This window comes from Halovenus amylolytica (assembly GCA_004015825.1).
Classification (GTDB): domain Archaea; phylum Halobacteriota; class Halobacteria; order Halobacteriales; family Haloarculaceae; genus Halovenus; species Halovenus amylolytica.
On the sequence record SAYS01000023.1, the window covers coordinates 1 to 16,316 of the forward strand.

At 52.5% G+C, this 16,316-nt stretch carries 14 protein-coding genes; 4 read left to right on the top strand and 10 right to left on the bottom strand.

The genetic code is table 11. From position 1 onward, the window contains the following. Positions 1 to 85: 85 nt before the first annotated feature. The 3 genes from EOW68_RS16145 to EOW68_RS16155 form a co-directional block, all read right to left on the bottom strand. Positions 86 to 898, bottom strand: coding sequence for an HNH endonuclease (locus EOW68_RS16145; protein WP_128226200.1), 813 nt, complete (start codon positions 896 to 898; stop codon positions 86 to 88). Positions 899 to 1,412: 514 nt separating this feature from the next. Then, positions 1,413 to 2,291 carry a J domain-containing protein gene (locus EOW68_RS16150; RefSeq protein WP_128226201.1) on the bottom strand — a complete coding sequence of 293 codons (879 nt, stop codon included), beginning with the start codon at positions 2,289 to 2,291 and terminating at the stop codon, positions 1,413 to 1,415. A 6-nt stretch (positions 2,292 to 2,297) separates the two neighbouring features. Continuing rightward, positions 2,298 to 3,902 (bottom strand): Hsp70 family protein, encoded by a 1,605-nt coding sequence (locus tag EOW68_RS16155; RefSeq protein WP_128226202.1) that lies wholly within the window; start codon positions 3,900 to 3,902, stop codon positions 2,298 to 2,300. Between the two features lie 617 nt (positions 3,903 to 4,519). On the opposite strand from EOW68_RS16155, the gene EOW68_RS16160 reads away from it, so the two are divergent. The 4 genes from EOW68_RS16160 (at position 4,520) to EOW68_RS16170 (ending at position 8,582) form a co-directional block, all read left to right on the top strand. Further along, positions 4,520 to 4,951: a hypothetical protein gene (locus EOW68_RS16160; protein WP_128226203.1), complete on the top strand. Its 432-nt coding sequence runs from the start codon at positions 4,520 to 4,522 to the stop codon at positions 4,949 to 4,951. A gap of 374 nt (positions 4,952 to 5,325) precedes the next feature. Further along, positions 5,326 to 6,570, top strand: coding sequence for a M48 family metalloprotease (locus tag EOW68_RS16165; protein WP_431358997.1), 1,245 nt, complete (start codon positions 5,326 to 5,328; stop codon positions 6,568 to 6,570). A 356-nt stretch (positions 6,571 to 6,926) separates the two neighbouring features. Then, a complete protein-coding gene (locus EOW68_RS18920; protein WP_431358998.1) occupies positions 6,927 to 7,274 on the top strand; it encodes a phage NrS-1 polymerase family protein in 348 nt (115 codons plus the stop codon). Between the two features lie 18 nt (positions 7,275 to 7,292). Next, positions 7,293 to 8,582, top strand: a complete 1,290-nt coding sequence (locus EOW68_RS16170) for a hypothetical protein (RefSeq protein WP_128226205.1) — start codon at positions 7,293 to 7,295, stop codon at positions 8,580 to 8,582. Positions 8,583 to 8,742: 160 nt separating this feature from the next. On the opposite strand, the gene EOW68_RS16175 is transcribed toward EOW68_RS16170, so the two are convergent. The 7 genes from EOW68_RS16175 to EOW68_RS18925 all read right to left on the bottom strand — a co-directional run bounded on the left by EOW68_RS16175 (position 8,743) and on the right by EOW68_RS18925 (position 16,292). Then, positions 8,743 to 11,619, bottom strand: a complete 2,877-nt coding sequence (locus tag EOW68_RS16175) for a UvrD-helicase domain-containing protein (protein ID WP_128226206.1) — start codon at positions 11,617 to 11,619, stop codon at positions 8,743 to 8,745. A gap of 257 nt (positions 11,620 to 11,876) precedes the next feature. Further along, positions 11,877 to 12,752, bottom strand: coding sequence for an HNH endonuclease (locus tag EOW68_RS16180; protein WP_128226207.1), 876 nt, complete (start codon positions 12,750 to 12,752; stop codon positions 11,877 to 11,879). Positions 12,753 to 12,926: 174 nt separating this feature from the next. Then, positions 12,927 to 13,850: a hypothetical protein gene (locus EOW68_RS16185; RefSeq protein WP_128226208.1), complete on the bottom strand. Its 924-nt coding sequence runs from the start codon at positions 13,848 to 13,850 to the stop codon at positions 12,927 to 12,929. A 49-nt stretch (positions 13,851 to 13,899) separates the two neighbouring features. Further along, positions 13,900 to 14,793 carry a DUF8168 family protein gene (locus EOW68_RS16190; RefSeq protein ID WP_431358999.1) on the bottom strand — a complete coding sequence of 298 codons (894 nt, stop codon included), beginning with the start codon at positions 14,791 to 14,793 and terminating at the stop codon, positions 13,900 to 13,902. Then, positions 14,771 to 15,064: a hypothetical protein gene (locus EOW68_RS16195; RefSeq protein WP_128226209.1), complete on the bottom strand. Its 294-nt coding sequence runs from the start codon at positions 15,062 to 15,064 to the stop codon at positions 14,771 to 14,773. Before EOW68_RS16195 ends, EOW68_RS16190 begins: the two co-directional genes overlap by 23 nt. Next, on the bottom strand, positions 15,061 to 16,035 hold the full coding sequence (locus EOW68_RS16200; protein ID WP_128226210.1) for a hypothetical protein: 975 nt from the start codon (positions 16,033 to 16,035) through the stop codon (positions 15,061 to 15,063). Before EOW68_RS16200 ends, EOW68_RS16195 begins: the two co-directional genes overlap by 4 nt. 2 nt (positions 16,036 to 16,037) lie before the next feature. After that, positions 16,038 to 16,292, bottom strand: a complete 255-nt coding sequence (locus tag EOW68_RS18925; RefSeq protein WP_431359000.1) for a hypothetical protein — start codon at positions 16,290 to 16,292, stop codon at positions 16,038 to 16,040. Positions 16,293 to 16,316 lie beyond the last annotated feature (24 nt).

The following is a 16,316-nucleotide window of genomic DNA, read 5'->3' on the forward strand; positions in this document are numbered from 1 at the left end:
TGCTGGCGACGTGGCGCCAGCAGGGACGCAATCCCTACGACGAACTCAAGCGAGTCGCCCAAAACAACGAGATGCTTTCACGAGATCAGGCTGTGCCGGCCGTTGAGTCCTCGGAGTAAACACGTACCTCAAATCTTCTACCATGGCGTGCTTCGTGACAGCCACGACAGAGCGTTCGTAGATTGATCGGGTCATCTGGACCGCCCTGACTCCGTGGGACTTGATGATCAACGTGTAATTCGGCGTTCCCATCGCGTGGGCCACCAACCGCGCCACAGTTGCGACACTGATGCCCGTCACGCTGACGAACAAGTGTGGCGATGGTTCCCCAGTCCTCCGGATACGGAGGTACATCCGCTGATATATCTGCCTTCTTTGGCGTTGTGCCGCCTGGCAGAAGCCGTGTCGCTGTTGCGATTGGTGATTGCCGAATGTACAACCGTCCACGGGCAAGCGGATACAACAATGGGAGGTGTGTGAGATAGTTGAGCGAGGCTCCAATCAACACTCTGAGTCTGCCCTCAGGAGTTCTTGCTCTGGGTTTCAAATGGATGAGCATCTTAAAAAAGCGCCAGAACCAGAAGAACACCGAGGCGACGGCAAGCGGAACCCAGAGTACTGCATTCACTCCGACTCGCGCTGGTTTGCTGAGCGGCGCCCACTTGCCCATCGGGACAAGGTCGTCTTCGAGTGACCGACTCGCCATGTCTCCACCTTCAAGCGATTGGATTGCACTTTCGAGTTGGTTCGATTCGAGGAAATAATCCTCGTGATCGTCGAGTGAATCCCGCTCACGGACCTGCTGCAATCCATTCAAGGCTTGTTCTCGGGGTGTTACTAGATCAGGACGATAGTACGCGAGTTGGGTCAAGGCACTTGCTGCGGCGATCCGCTCCATTTGATAGTGATTGTTGCGGTTATTTTCGCGACCACGTCACAGATATCGATGTTTCACGGCGCCTGTCCGACATTTTCTTCCACTGTGGCGGTAAAGACTCGCAACAATCACTATGAGTTTCCGATGAAAGGGATGCAACCATGAGATTGCTCCCATCACCGAAATCTTGTGGATACCACTGCGAGAGGGCCGTAATCGTCAAGAGGATATTACCCCTGACGGTTGGATCGTTGTCGTCAAGCCGTGCAAGTATCGCCTCACTCGTTGAGCGCAGTTCTGACATTGAGACTTAAAATATGATATACCTGCTATTTTTACAGTCGTACGCTGGTAGCACAAATGAACAGTCAGTGTCATAGATAGGTGACTACAATACATAGAGGATAATCGATCTTCAATATCCATCGATATTCTAGCTGTGAAAAGACGATTCGCTCCTTCGACGAAACAACACTCAAAAAAAGCGGTCATCCGAGCTGTCTCACTGGAACTGACCTTTCCCCATCACTGCTGATTATTCTCTATCGATCAAGAGTGTAGCTTTTTGGTACACAGTGAGTATGATTACGGGTGCCCAGAAGGCAATACCGACGAACAGCGATTCTGATACTGGGACGGTGTCCGTCCCGAATATCGCATAGACGACGACTACGGACCATATTACAGCCATACCCGTGAATACCCATCGCATAGCTTCTCTGAAAAGAACTGACGGGATCGCGAATCCAGCGAGTATAAGAATTGAAACCTCTGTTGAAACTATCGAATCTTCAAACGGGGCAAATAATGACAGTACCGCCATAAGATAGAATGAACTAATAGCGCCCAAAATCCAACAAATAACAAGAAGTCCACCCAGCATGGCGATAATGCCGTCGTCACCAAACAGCGACCATGACGTCCACGATGTACTTTTTTGAGTATCGGACTTATTTGACGTTACTTCCTCCTCAACGACATTCTCGGTCCGATCACGACTCTCGGCTGATTGGTTAGTTGAAAAGCGTTCATCACCGTCCTCTGACGACCAGGTATCTGAATCCTGGGCTGTTGACGACGAATCTCCATCGGTGTCGTTCGTGGTTTCGGAGTCTGTGTGAGACGACCGTCCGGTATCGGTCCCGACAGTTATATCCCAATCTCCGTTGAGTGAATCAATGGGTTTCAGCTGTCGTTCACCGAGGAGAACCTCGCGAGCAAGATTAATGTCACTGGCTCTTTTTGAGGCTTCACGGACGACAGCTTCGGTGGCCCCATTGCCACGGACAACGTCGGGGCTTTCTTTTTTCATCCATGAACGCCATGCGGCTTTGACATCGGCGTCAGAATGATCCTCGTCGAGATTAAGAATCTCGCGAAGGTGTGATTTTGTTACGGTGTCTTCCTCAGACATCGGTTGTTACCGCACCTCAGGTAACCCGTTTTCCATCTGCTCAAGTTCCTGCTGGGTAAACTCGATTTCCGAGGTCACAGTGATTGTCTCTGTATTGCCCCTAGCCATGTTCTCTGCCTCAACGTGAAGAATACCGTCTTGATCGAGGTGGAACTCAACGCGAACCGTCATCTGACCTTTTGGTGCGGGTGGGATATTGCCGACGGTGAATTTATCGAGGAACGTATTTTCTGAGGCAACTTCTGACTCCCCTTGGTATACCTTAAAATTCATCGATGTCTGATTATCGGAGATCGTGACGTACTCTTCAGTTGCCTTTGCGGGTGTCGAACTATTACGCGGGATGTGGCGTGAGAACCGATCATCTACGCCATCAATTCGCGCGTCCACTCCAAGTGTCTGACCGACCACATCGATTAAAACGACATCTTCAGGGGCAGTCGGTAACGAGCGGCCTTGGTTCCCACCGGCAACAGACGCTGAAACGTTGTCCGTGCTATCTGTTGAGAGAGTTTCAGCTTTTGCTCCAGTCGGGAGCGAACGTGAAACAATTGAGGCCTGAACGGCCGCACCCTCAGCAACCACCTCGTTGGGATGGACAGTCTGTGCGGGCTCCTGGCCGAAGAAGTGAGTGAGCCGGTCTGCAACCTGAGGCATCCGCGTTGCCCCACCGACGAGAAGTACTTCGTCAAGATCGCTGTGCGATAGTCCCGATGCCTCCATTACCTCCTTGCAGGTTTCAATGGTCTCTTCGAGCAGATTTTCGGTTATCTGCTTGAATACATCTCTTGTTAGAGTCTCCTCAAAAGAATACTCCGTCGGCTCTGTGATGAGATACGGAATGCTAATTGTCGTCTTTGACCGTGACGTCAGGTCGTGTTTGGCCTGCTGGGCTGCGTCCCAGATCCGCTGCATTGCCACTGTATCGTCTTCAAGACAGCGCCCGGTATCGTCTTCAATCAGTCCGAGAATCTGGCCTACGATCTGATTCTCCCAGTCTTCTCCACCGTGGTCCGAGAGACCATCTGTTGCAATGACCTCAAAGACGCCGTCATTTATATCAACAACAGAGACGTCAAACGTACCCCCTCCGAGATCATACACTAAAACGGTCTTATCGTGCTCTTGACGAAGCCCGTGCGCGAGACAGGCTGCTGTGGGTTCGTTCAGTAACCGTCGAACAGTGAGGCCAGCTAATTTGCCTGCACGTTTGGTAGCCGCACGTTGGCGATTTGTAAAGTATGCTGGAACTGTTATTACTGCTTCATCAACCTGCGTACCAAGGTTGGCAGACGCATCCTGAACTAATTTTGAAAGAATAAGTGCCGAGATCTCCTCCGGGCGATATGACTGGCCGTCAACTTCGAAACGTGTTCCGTCCTCACCCATTCGACGTTTGATAGAGTAGATGGTCCGATCAGGGTATTGAACGGCTCGGTTGACTGCTTCCCGTCCGACAAGTACGTCACCTGAATCGGTGAAAGAAACAACTGACGGTGTCGTTCGCTCCCCAATACTGTTCGCGAGCACATTAACGCGGTCATCTTCATGGACAGCTACCGCGCTATTTGTCGTTCCCAAGTCAATACCAATAATTGGCTTATTACCCATAGTGATGTAGTTGGGAATAATTAATATTTACAGTGTAATACTGTTTCGATACATGTAATTCAATTCACCGAAATAGTAGACACGTATAGTTAATTCACAGATCATACACTTCTGTTACCGGATGACTCAAACATCGCATTTGACTCAAAAGGGAACCAATCGTCGCACTGTTGTCGGAATCCATGACTGACCTCACCTACAATTGAGTCACCACCTTTCGACTACCTGTTATCACTCACATTCTGTGATTGCACGCCTGAACAGTCCTGTTGAACCGGACCCAGATAATCAAATAGACAAACCATTAGCTGTCGGTAATAGACATGCCACCTGCGTCTGTTTTTATTTGGTGATATCGACCGTTTGTATTCTGGCTTTGTCCAGTGTCTTTCAATTAGTGAGTACGAGGGTACTAATCGTAGACATATTATGTTACTAATGAAATAAATATTAATATTATAATTTATACACAGGACTAAAATTAGATTATTAGTCAAATTAAAAACAGATATAGGAGTTTTTACATCCCTGTAAAATAGATACCATAATATGTTCTTATGATACAAGGATGGGAATTATTTATTCAAGAAAAAGTACAAGCAGGAGGGAACATACCGATGCCAAGAGAGGTTCTCAATTCCGTTGGATACGATCACGAAGTTCACGGTCCATCTATCCACTGGAATTACGAGCGTAATGGTGACTATATAATTCTCTCGAATTATCCCCTCAGAGAGTCGAATTATGTTGATATTGAACGAACCAAAATCTATGATATTGACACTATAGACAACGGGCCGGGACGGATCCGGATTCCGGGTAGCATGGATGACAAGGTCAAATCCCATTTCTTTGAAGGTACGCGAGTAAACTATATGGCGTATACTGAGATGCTCGAACAAGACAATCCAGCAGTCTTCGTTCTTTCGAATCCGCAACTCCAGCAGTTGCTTCCCCGCGAGGCCAGTGAGGTAATTACTGAATCAGATGGCAGTGACGATCTTGATCAATCCGTATTTGAGCTTCCCGCATTTCTCCCATCTCCATGAAACTCGTATCGGTAGCAGGGACACTCAACAGGCCGTGGAAATTGGTACGGAGTGAATTAAATCAGTTGTTAGGCTCACCGTCGACCTCTGACTCTGATTCTATTTATACATGGACTACAACAATAATCCGGCTGTACACACTTGTGATTGTAATTGATAAGTCAACCAGTGATGTGACTCTCAACATACGGACTAGTGTCCCCTATACTCTAATTGGAATTAGTGCAACTCTTTTAATCCTCGTTGCCCGTATATTGCATTTATCCCAATATTTTTTGCTATTTATGATGGTACTTTGTCTTGGCATTGTCGTATTCCCACTAGTTCCTAGCTTATTAAATTCTTTTCAAGGCTATTTTCCAGTCCAGGGACTCATGGACACGAATGAAATTCAGGTCACACCTGTGGTACTTATCCCGCTTGTTGGATGGCTCACAGGACTTGTTTACGCTGCAGGGACGGGGCCATTTCGGATACCTATTCTCGTAATGGCTGTATTCATGTTCGCTATTTTTGCCTATCACACTGTCCCGCAAATGATGGAGTTACGACGCCAATGGCCAATTGGAGCTGTTTCCGTTTTAGCGTCTCTTCCCTTGTTTTTGGTAGCTGGCGGTCTTGCGTTATTGTATGAGTTTGCTACAAGACTTCCATTAAATACCTTCCTTTTTGCTACCAGTGCTCTGGTAGGCGGTATGATTTTCCTATCAATCTCATATCTCAAATTGACGCGTCAATTCGTCTTGGTGGCCCAATCGCAGACTGCTCCAAATGAACCGATCGAATCTCTATTAGCCAGAATAGCATGGGGCGGACTACTCGTACTTCAAAATATTTGTCTTCTAGCCTTTACCCTATTTTTTCTAAGCGATCGCTGGGTGTTTGATGCTTGGCCGACTTCGGTTAAGCCGGTAAGAAATCAAATCGCCCAGGCGGGCCTGCCTCTTCCAAGCATACTTGCTTGGAGTCTTATTCTTGTAGTCTCAATACCGCTCTTGATGCTTTTCATTCTCTGGACCTGGCACATTTATACAACTATCAGGTCTCAAATAGCGTTATCCAACGATACGACCCATCTTAATATTGACACTGAGACACCAATTCGGATTATAGATTCATCGTCATTGCATGCCTCGGCACGCACAAGCCTACAAGGGAAACAGTCCATTTTGATCACAAAAGGATTACTTGAATTGCTTGACGATGATGAATTACAAGCAGTGATTGCTCATGAGTCGTACCATTTGAAAAACCGTGATCCGTTACGAAGCTTTCTAGCTTCTCTCTTAGGCCTCCTTGTCGGCGGAAAGAGTACAGGTATGATTATTTTTGATTTTCCACGGATTGAACGCCAAGCAGATCTGTACGCTGCAGACCAGGTGGGGACTCAAACAGTTATCAGGACCCTTCGGCGTATAGAAGCACAAGAAACACGCTATGCCGCAGAGAAGGTATTCTCAGATAATAGTCCCGAGTTGATGGGTTCAGACCACTACCTTGGTGTTATTGGATTGGCCTGGGATCTGTACAACACATTATTTGGGAATCTTATATTGGCAAACGCACACTCCTCTGTTGATGAACGAGTTCAATATATCCTTGCCTCCGAAAGAACCTGACTCTCGATCAACTTATCGACACTGACCAGTATAAGATTGTATCGGGTTTACGTTACTGCAATCTCATCGCGTGAAGCGAAACTGCACGCCATCCCTAGAGTTCGCGTGCGCTCGCTGTTTGATACGGCTTTATCTCCAACGTCAAACCGCTCTCTGACAAGGGAGACAACACAGACGCATTCTATCACAAAGAGGTGTCATTGAAATGCTTGACTTTTCTACAGATCACCTGACACGCTTGATTGATTACAGATGTGTAAATCCCTCTGCTCTCGCAGTGGTTTTCGGTATTGTATTTTGTGACATATTTGAAAATTGATATTTTTTATTATACACCCGCTCCTTGGTTACTATGCATGCCAAGTGAAACACCTGAAATAGGCACCTCAGTCCTTGGGGATACAGAACTAGTAGAGAAGGCCGGGAACGCGGCAAACGGTCGAAAATTCAAATTGTTGTTTGAGGAGGGATGGGAGTCAACGGTAATAAAGCGGGTATATGACACGCCCCGGCGTGCCCGACTCGCTCTTGTCAACCATCTTGTGTGGTGGACGCGTCACGACATAGCTCAAGTGCGACGGCTATTCAAGCAATCCGCACTGTGCACTGATGAACTCATTCAGTACCGCGAGTACTATACCGAACTCGTCCAATCTGCACTTTCCCTTCTCGGAGATGAGTGCTACAATCCGAATCATTCGTAAATAATATTAAACCAAACAATGTGTAATCATAATCCAGCTGAAAATACGAGTAGTACTGAGATTTCAATCACCCGGCGATCATGTCTAACCGGCATTGCGGCCGGTACTGGTCTAATCGCAGGCTGTTTCGGTAGCGGGAATGACACCGGATTTTCAGCAAAAGACGTACCAGAATTCAGTGTAGACGAGTCAGCACAGCCGACTCCAATCCTTCTAGCATACACCATCCCAGAATCGTCTTCCATTGAGTTCCTCGACGAGTTCGAACTCAAGTTAGCAATTGGCAACGCAGGTGGCTCTCCTATTTCTGATCAGACTATCGAATTGGGGATGAAGTTCGGAAACAATTCAGACGATCCATTTTCGCCGACAGTTAATGTACCAGAACCTGTCTCTACTGACCTCCCAGAGATTGAATCAGGCGAATGGAAATCAATACGGGTATCCATGCGAGTAAACGCAGGGGGTAATTGGACGATCAAATCAAACGCGGTTGCACATCCATCGTTCAATCCACAGATTGATGTTAAACCCAAGCAACTCAACGTCGGCGACGTGGTCTCCTCGGAAATCGGTCATTTTGAAATCAGAGCACTCAAACCAGAGTATCGGCGGGCCATTCACTATCAAACCGAGGAAGGTGGAATCGGTATGTTCTCTGAAGAGGCTACTGGTCTTATCCAAGCTGAAGACGGCAATATTTTCGTTGTCCATCGATTTCATATCGAAAATACGAGCGGCGAGAAAACAGTCGGCTTTGGTCGAACCCAGGCGAATAATGGCTTCGGAAATGCAAATATAATTGTGAGGTCGGGCCAGACGATAACCTCTGACAGGATTCGAGATCCCCTCGACGTCGGTGAAAATAAAGAACTGTTTGGTGATAACTACATTGATACTGACCAAACAAAGGAATTAGTTGTCATTCAGGAAATTGAAGAAACCAAGATAACAGAGGCAACAATGACACTATCTCTGTGGGGTAATAGTGAAGATATTCTCTTTGATACAATTCAAGAGTCACCTGCAGTACCTGAATTTGAACTGGAGAGTGCTACCGTATCAGAACAAGATGACGGTACTGCAGTCATAAATCTGACAGTGAAGAACATAGGTGAAGGTGCTGGTACTTTCTACGGAGCTGGGCAATTCTATGCCTCCAGGCCAACAGCATCTAATTGGGTATTCCTCCCAGATGGTATCACTATGGCGCTTGACCCGGGCGAAAAAGTAACGGAATCGTTCGTCCCCTCTCGTGGCGGTGAACGGTTCAGGATACTGCCATTTAAAAAGGAACTCGAAGTCTGAAAAGAGGCAAACATACTTTTTCACTAATGACAATATAAATAGGCACAATAAGTCGGTTCGGCGGTTCGATGATTAAATTAAAAACTTCAAGACCCGGTACGTATCATTACCCAATCACGTAACTCACACACAGACAAGCCACCTCTATTTATCGATCAACTCAATTGGTAGCGATTGAGACATTCTTATCTAGTTGGAGTTGCAGTCTGACTGCGTCTGAATCGTCGTTCGCAGTCGATCGGTACTGGATACCGCAGTTGTCAAGCGTGACTGTTTCATCACCATCTATAAGCTCTTGTACCTGGGCATACTGAGCATCTGTCGCATCATATAGGTTCAAATCAATCAGCCCTCGACCGTCCCACTCGAACGTCGCGTACCCTTGATTATACTGCGCGACGAGTTTCCCCTCGACTCTTTTTCGGAGTTCACTATCCGCAACTTCTTCCAGTTCGTCCTCTGAGAGGGGTCGTAGATGATCACACAGTGCATTCGGAAGTTCATCAATAAAGACAGATTCCCCACCCTGAACAGTGAGGACATCCAGTTGTGATTTGGCCCTGGTGAGCGCGACATAAAACAACCGTCGCTCTTCTTCTAACTGGTAACTGACACCATGCTCTTCGTATATTTTGGGTGGGTGCTTAACTGGACGAACCCACTTGTCCGACTGGATACTCGGATACCCACCGGTCTCAATGACTTTCGGGATAATGACGTGCTCTGCTTCGGACCCCTTCGAGTTGTGTGCCGTTCGGATATCAACAGCGTCCGGAAGAGTGTCTTTGAGGGGGTAATAGAACGAAGGGTCGCCGTCTTTTTGTCGTAACAAAACCTGTGTCTCCCCAGGATCGTACGGTGAGTGCCGTATCAGAGACGAAATCTTCTGTTCCATCGATTGATTCAGTTTGTTTGGAAACAAGTCACACCCTAGATGATGAACGTCTATCATCTCTCCGCCTGAGCGCCCACTCGGGTCTTTCTCTGTTCGAACTTCGTTGTTTTTGATTACGGTGTTGCTGGCGTTGACAACCGAATCTGGGCACCGATAATTGTCCTCCATTCGAGTATCCACATACGCGTCAAATTCAGCTAATATCGGGTTTTCATCGCTAAACATCTCTACTGGCTCGGCATCGAAGTCCGCATACGTCCCAGCGTCGAGCTCTTCCCCGAAATTGATAAACAGATCCGGTCTGGCACCCTGAAACCCGAAGATGCTCTGCCAGTCATCACCAACACCAAATGTTCTAACGTTTTCCTGCTGTTTGGCGAGCTGCTTCACGATACCAAACTGGAGGCGATTCAAGTCCTGCATCTCATCAACAAAGACGTGCTTGTACAGAAACTCCTCGCTTACCTTGCCATCTTTCAGCAGTTCTCTCGCAAGCACGAGTGAGCCGTGAAAATCGGTCTTAGTACGATTATCGAACACTCCAGTGAACTTCCGATATGCCGCCAACGCGAGGGTAGTGAACTCGCGGACACCTGGGTCTACATCATCACCCTGATCATCTAAATACTCTGTAACTTTTCGCTCAGCTTCTTCGGGATCCCACTCGCGGACCCGGGCTTGGTTGATGAAACTTTTAACAGACTCAACGATATCGTGATAAAGAATTTTCCGGTCGTATACGTAATCACGCAGATCCTGTCCTGTGGTGCGGTCAGCAACGTCGATACCTCGTTGCTGTAGTTCTGTTTCGAGACTGGATTGGACGTTCGTAGCGAACCTGTCCGTGACTCGATCGTCGCCCCAATTCAACTCATCGGCCGGATCTCGAAGAATATCGCCCCCATCAAGCGTAATAACAATCTTCCCAGATGGGTCCCCGTCCAGTTGCTCGTTTTGCGTAAAAATACGCTGAATCGTCTCTGGCTTCTCGCTGTTGGAGTTTCGATAGCCAGGCCGGGTATCTTTCGTCTCCTCTGATGGACAGTATTCGATATAGACCCGTTCACCGTTGATTGGTTCAACAAGCTCGAAGTCTATGACATAACCACCTGTCGGCGATGAAGCCCACTTGAGATGAGTCTGATAATCGTACTCCAGTTCAAGCGATGTGAGTACTCGAGCAATGGCCTTGTGGGCGATGGCTTCCTCTGGAATATCATCGATCTCAACTTCCTCTGCTTGGACCGTGAGAGTGGCTTTACTATCGTGAGATTCGTACACACCGTTCACTGCATCCACATCATTCGGATCATACCGTGAGTCTTTCCACGCCTCAAGAAACGTCTCGTAGGTATCTGCAAACTGCTCGGTCTGATTGATCGACCGCCAGATCCGCGCAATTTCAGTATCTTTTGCCTCATCAACAATAAAATCCAAATCCGGGTAGTGCTCCTCAGCAACCGATTTACTGTACGAGTTAACCGTGCGGACATCTACGCCAGTAATATCAAATGTCTCATCAAGTTCTTTCTTCATCTCCTCACGACCGGGTCGAGTGAAGGTAATCGCTAAGAGATCGGTCGCTGCAAGGTTGTCAAATTCCGACAAGATAAAATGGACACGACGACCGAACGTCGTTGTTTTTCCAGTCCCGGCAGCAGCATTCACTCGATTAAAATTGTCGTTCGAAAAAATCGCACGAAACTGCTGATTCGTGTGCTCGGCTTCGGGATCCTCAAAGAAGTCATTCAGTTCGGCACCATACTGTTGTGTCATCTCATCAATCCATGCCTCGTTGTACTCTTCCCGGCTTTCGATGAAATCCAGTACTTGCTGAAGATCCCCTTCTAAAGTTTCTGCAGCGTCTACGACGTCTTCATTCTGATTGTCCAAATCACTCAACAACGGCTCCAACTGATCCATGGCAGCAGAGGCCGTTTCATACGTATCCAGTGCTTCGTAGACTGTGAGATAGTCGACATAGTTCTCAAGATACGATTCCTGCCACGCTGACAGTTCAGTAGCTACTTTGATAACTCCATCGTCCTCTTCAGTTCCATGTAAAATTGCATCCGGGTCAACCGGCTCGGATTCAGAACCAGCAGAGAACAGTTGACGAATAGCCGAGAGAAGTCGGCTCATTAATACCGTACCCGATGGAACTCCCGTATATAAATATTCTTATTATGGTTATAAAGTATACAACAGATTGTTATATTGCGATGCTGTTCCAATGGCCAACTCAACTCTGTCCACCAGTTGCCGCCCGTGGCAACTGAATCCTGACGAGTCCTCCTTCATTCGTCTTTCCAGCGAGTAGTTTTCCATCTTTTTACGCATCCAGCGAACGAACCACAACCCCACACCGCACCCATGAGGTGGCACACCCACACCAGTTGTCACTGTCTCGCCCCGTTGCTCCCCGTCGGACCCGCGTTGCCACCGGCACCCGCTGTCGGCTGTCTTTCGTCGGGCCCTGTCGGCGGCCGCCCACCCCGACTATCGAGCGCCTCCAACGGAAAATCGTACGCATAGGCTCGTTTCTGCATGTGGAACGTGGTGCGACCGGTGACATCGAGGACATCGGCAATCGTCGCCCGGTCACAGCCACGCTCCAAGGCTTGCCGCACTCGCTCATCTTCCATGCGCTGCAGCAGTGTCTGCGGGTCATCAGCGATGTGGCCACGTGCTGAGTTGTGGATCTGCCCGACCAACCCCCACCGCCCGGTCTCGACGTCTTGATCGACGAGTTGTCGCTCCCGATCAGCCACACGGTTATCGAGCCCCATCAGCACCCACAACCGCTCTCGCACGGTCATCACGGTCGGGTCAGTCGTCAGCTCAGCCGTTACCTCGCCAGTCGTTGCTGGTCCCGTCTCGGCAAGGATACGCAGGATTTCGAGATCCCGCGGCAGTAACTCACACAGATCAGCCTCGGTAATGGTGACAGGCAGGTCAGCCTCGGTCACCTGCTGGTGATGCCAGTGATGACACATCCGGCACAGCACCGTGAGATTCGCCGGGTCGTGTTCGTCTATCTCGTCCGGTTCACGCGTCAAATGGTGGACGTGCAAGGTTGCCAGTCCCCCGTTCGCCGGGCTCGTCCGGCCACACGTCTGACAGCGATATTTATACTCGGCGAGCATCGACGCTCTGGTCGCTGCATCCACTGTCTCGTGACAGCACTCGGAGCCCGTCTCCGCCGCCGCCCCGTGCTCTGTCTCAGTGGTTGTCGATTCATCCTCGTCACTCGGTCGCGTCTGCATTCGTGTCATTAGTACTCAGTCCTCCAATCGCCCGCCGCATCGCCTCGCACCGCCTCGCGTCGTATCACCGCCACTCCACGGGATAGCGCTACACTCCGCACCCTCGTTCCGCACCGTCCGCCCACCGGGCAGTACGCATCGCACTGGCCACCGACTGCCGTTCTCGACACCGACTACCACGCGTTACTCTCCTCCTGCAGCTCCACGCGCTGCGACCCGATCATCGCCAGCCGGTCGCACTCGAAACTCGCCGAACCCGAACCGCGAATGCGTCCCGACGCGCACCACGCCGTTACGTGCCGTCTCACCCGGGGCATCCCCGGCGTACCCGACGACTTGCCCGTGATCGATCGTCTCGACATCGTACACATCGTCGCCGTCGACGAGTCGTGTCGTCCGCCGCCGCAGCCCACCGTCCGTCGCCCACCACCACGGCACCGACTGCCCGTCAGCACCCGGCCACGCACTCTCCACCACGTACGGCGACAACAGTTCAAGCTGCAGCGACGACGCCTCCCGCACCCGCGAGTAATCGAGCGAATCCAAGTCAATCACCTGCGTGTCTTGTAGCGACAGTTCCCCGAATCCGTAGTTGCGCCCGCCACCGACACGCAGCCCATCCAGTACCTCCTCGGCAAGCGGAAGGACATCCCCGTCACTCCCGTCGACGTGCAGGTAGCAGTGCACGTACCAGCGCATCGTGCGCTTCGTATTTCGACTCTCAGGCGGCCGCCCGAACCGCGTCGCCGGCGCAAACGCCTGCCGGCCACCATGGGAGGTAAGATCGTGCGTGTTGTGTGCATCCCGTGGCCGCGAGTCCAGCAACCACCGCTGCGCCGCGTCCCGGAACAAGAACAAATCCTCGTACGTCTCGACCGGTCGCAGTCCCGTCCCCATGTACGGCACGCCGCCCCCCTGTGAGTATTCGGCGGGGTACGAGCCGTACTCCCCGGGCACGAACACGCCAGTACTCACGTGCAACGCCTGCCGCGCCCGGGCATCCACCCGGCGAGCCAACGCGGTGAACAGCGCGTGACCCGACACAAAGTACGGGTGGCCCATGTAGTCCGTTTCCAACTCGAACAGCACTTGCTGAATCGTGGTCATCGGTCACACACCGCATTGTTTCGTCTGGAGATGTTGATGGGACTCACGGTCACGCACCCCTGTCACACGCTGCGCCGTGGCCCGTGACGTACTCGGCACTATAGGCGAGCGCCGTCGACCACGCCCGAATGCGCCGTAGTTGCGCATCCAGAAGGCGCCAGCACCGCCGGCCATCCGTGTCGAGCGGATGCGCGGACAGGCGAGCCCACGTGTCCGCGAAGGAGCGAGCCGGCTTCTCACCAAGACGCGCCGCCGGTCGATTACCCGGGTCGGCCGTTACGTGCAGCGCGAGCGCGGGCGTCCACAGGACCGTCCGATGGGGCTCGACCTCGTCAGCAGCCAGCGCCGCTCCCGGGTCACGGGACACAGGTGCCCCCTGATCCGAGCACGTGTCCACGGCCCGGTCCGACGCCGTCGCCACCAGCCACAGATCCGCGAACGCGTGCCCGGCCCGATACGTATCGAGCACCGCCGCCGTCAGCAGCGTGTGATACTGCACCGACGTGTACGGATAGTGGACGGCTTCACTGTAGGCCCCCGCAACCCGGCTCGTCAACCACCGCGCGTGCAGGCGTTCAGGGTTGTCGGATGTCACGAGATCGCGGAACCCGCCACCAGCAGCCGCCTGAATCCGGTCCGTCTCGACAGCCGGCTCGCCCGTCAGCAGCGACAGCCGGTACGGCGACCGGTGATTGGCGACCGTCTGCTTGGGCTCCCCACGCGGCCGACTCAACAACGCCGCATCCCGATCCGCGCCGCACGGCACCGTCTCGTTCACCGCGACGCCCGCATACGACTCCGCCGCCGCGGCGTGCCGCCTGTGCCGCAGCTTGTGGACATCGTGGCGATAGACAGCCACCATCGGGTCGGCACGTGTCGGCGCGTCCTCGCGGCGCCTCTCGCCCTCGAAAGCCGGCCCATCAACCATGTCGAGCCCCGACATCCGGTTCACCGTCTCCACCGGCCCGACGCGCGGCGTGGTCGCACTCGTGGGTGTCGTGTACTCGCGCCGCCGGGTCAGGGCCGGGGCCAGAAGCATCGTCCGCTGCGTCTGGCGACCGCTGCACCGGTTCGTCCTCGCATTTCGGCTCCGGGCGGCGCTCGGGCGCGTCGACTGGCTGCCAGTCCCGAGCACACGCGCGGTCGGGGTCCACTTCGAGGTTCGGGTCTCGGTCTGGATCCAAGTCCGGACACCGGTCAGCGTCTCGGGTCACGCTGACTCCTCCTCCGTCGGCATCGGCAGGTCGCCGTCCCCGGCGGCTATCCGCGCCTGCAGTGCGCGGACGAACTCCTCGCGGCACTGGTCACGCCAGATGTCGTCCTTGGTGTCCATCGCGCTCGTCGGATCTTGGGCGCGGTTGTAGACCCGCCGAAGTTCAGCCTCCGTGTACAGCGGGTTGACCACCTCAACATCGGCGATGCCACCGCCGAAATTCCGCGCCCCGCCGAGTTGCATTTCGTAGTCGTCACTGTGGGCATCCAGGTAATCGACGGCCTCGACGAGCAGGCCCACATATTCGGGCTTCAATTCGCGGAGCGTCAGTCGCCACGTCCCGACCAGGTTGCCGACCACGTCCCTGGTCGCTTGGCGCAACGGTTGGCCTTCGTCCTCAGCGTTGCGCGATCGAACCTGCGTGTTCAGTTGGCGGTAGTGCGCTTCCGCTTCGCCTTGTGTCACGTCCACCTGGCGGCGAATCGGCGAGAACCTGATCGGCCGGCGGATCACGCGGCCCGCGCGGTCGCCGAACCCACCGAAGAGGTCGTGGATAACACAGCCCGCATTGTCATCGGCGTTCTCACCAATACAGGTCCCTTTCTCGTGATACCCCGCATCGAGATCGCGGTCGTACACACCCTGCAACATGTAGTCCGCGTTCGCCTCGCCGGGATGGCACGCCGTCGCGCCCGCCGCCTGCACCACCCGTTCACAGCCATGACGCAGCCACCCCGACAAGGTAAACGGTGAAATCTGTCCAGCGATTTGGTTCTGCGGATCATCAGCCTCGTACCGATCCGCCGACGCGTGATGGCGATCCGTGACGATCCCATCGCCAGGCGCCAGCAGGTCAATGTCGAGGCCGATGTAAATGTCCGGAAACAGCATCTCACCGACCGGGCGCGGCAGACCAAACTCAATATCGAGGTGCGCATCATCGAAGCCGTCCCTGTCTCGCTCCCCATGCATCGTCAGCGCGCACCTCCCGACCGGCCAGCAGGCGTACGATGATCGGGTGTTTCGGTCGCGTCGTCACTCTTCGACTCTGGTTCAGGTTTGCGCGTGCTATCACGGTCGGTCTCACGCGCCCGCACCACCGGTCGCTGCCAGGGCTTGCGTGCCGACACACGACCCACAGCCGCGAACACGTCACTGGCCGCGATCGGACGGCGATACCACGTCGCTCCCGGCAGTGGCTGTATCGTCGTCGTATCCGCCGGACTCACCGCACGTGGTTGTGGGTTAAGTAG

Excerpts from the sequence above, each read along its gene's own strand:
- EOW68_RS16145 (WP_128226200.1), bottom strand. The coding sequence starts at position 898 with ATGGAGCGGATCGCCGCAGCAAGTGCCTTGACCCAACTCGCGTACTAT.
- EOW68_RS16150 (WP_128226201.1), bottom strand. The coding sequence starts at position 2,291 with ATGTCTGAGGAAGACACCGTAACAAAATCACACCTTCGCGAGATTCTT.
- EOW68_RS16155 (WP_128226202.1), bottom strand. The coding sequence starts at position 3,902 with ATGGGTAATAAGCCAATTATTGGTATTGACTTGGGAACGACAAATAGC.
- EOW68_RS16160 (WP_128226203.1), top strand. The coding sequence starts at position 4,520 with ATGCCAAGAGAGGTTCTCAATTCCGTTGGATACGATCACGAAGTTCAC.
- EOW68_RS16165 (WP_431358997.1), top strand. The coding sequence starts at position 5,326 with ATGGACACGAATGAAATTCAGGTCACACCTGTGGTACTTATCCCGCTT.
- EOW68_RS18920 (WP_431358998.1), top strand. The coding sequence starts at position 6,927 with ATGCCAAGTGAAACACCTGAAATAGGCACCTCAGTCCTTGGGGATACA.
- EOW68_RS16170 (WP_128226205.1), top strand. The coding sequence starts at position 7,293 with ATGTGTAATCATAATCCAGCTGAAAATACGAGTAGTACTGAGATTTCA.
- EOW68_RS16175 (WP_128226206.1), bottom strand. The coding sequence starts at position 11,619 with ATGAGCCGACTTCTCTCGGCTATTCGTCAACTGTTCTCTGCTGGTTCT.
- EOW68_RS16180 (WP_128226207.1), bottom strand. The coding sequence starts at position 12,752 with ATGACACGAATGCAGACGCGACCGAGTGACGAGGATGAATCGACAACC.
- EOW68_RS16185 (WP_128226208.1), bottom strand. The coding sequence starts at position 13,850 with ATGACCACGATTCAGCAAGTGCTGTTCGAGTTGGAAACGGACTACATG.
- EOW68_RS16190 (WP_431358999.1), bottom strand. The coding sequence starts at position 14,793 with ATGTCGGGGCTCGACATGGTTGATGGGCCGGCTTTCGAGGGCGAGAGG.
- EOW68_RS16200 (WP_128226210.1), bottom strand. The coding sequence starts at position 16,035 with ATGCATGGGGAGCGAGACAGGGACGGCTTCGATGATGCGCACCTCGAT.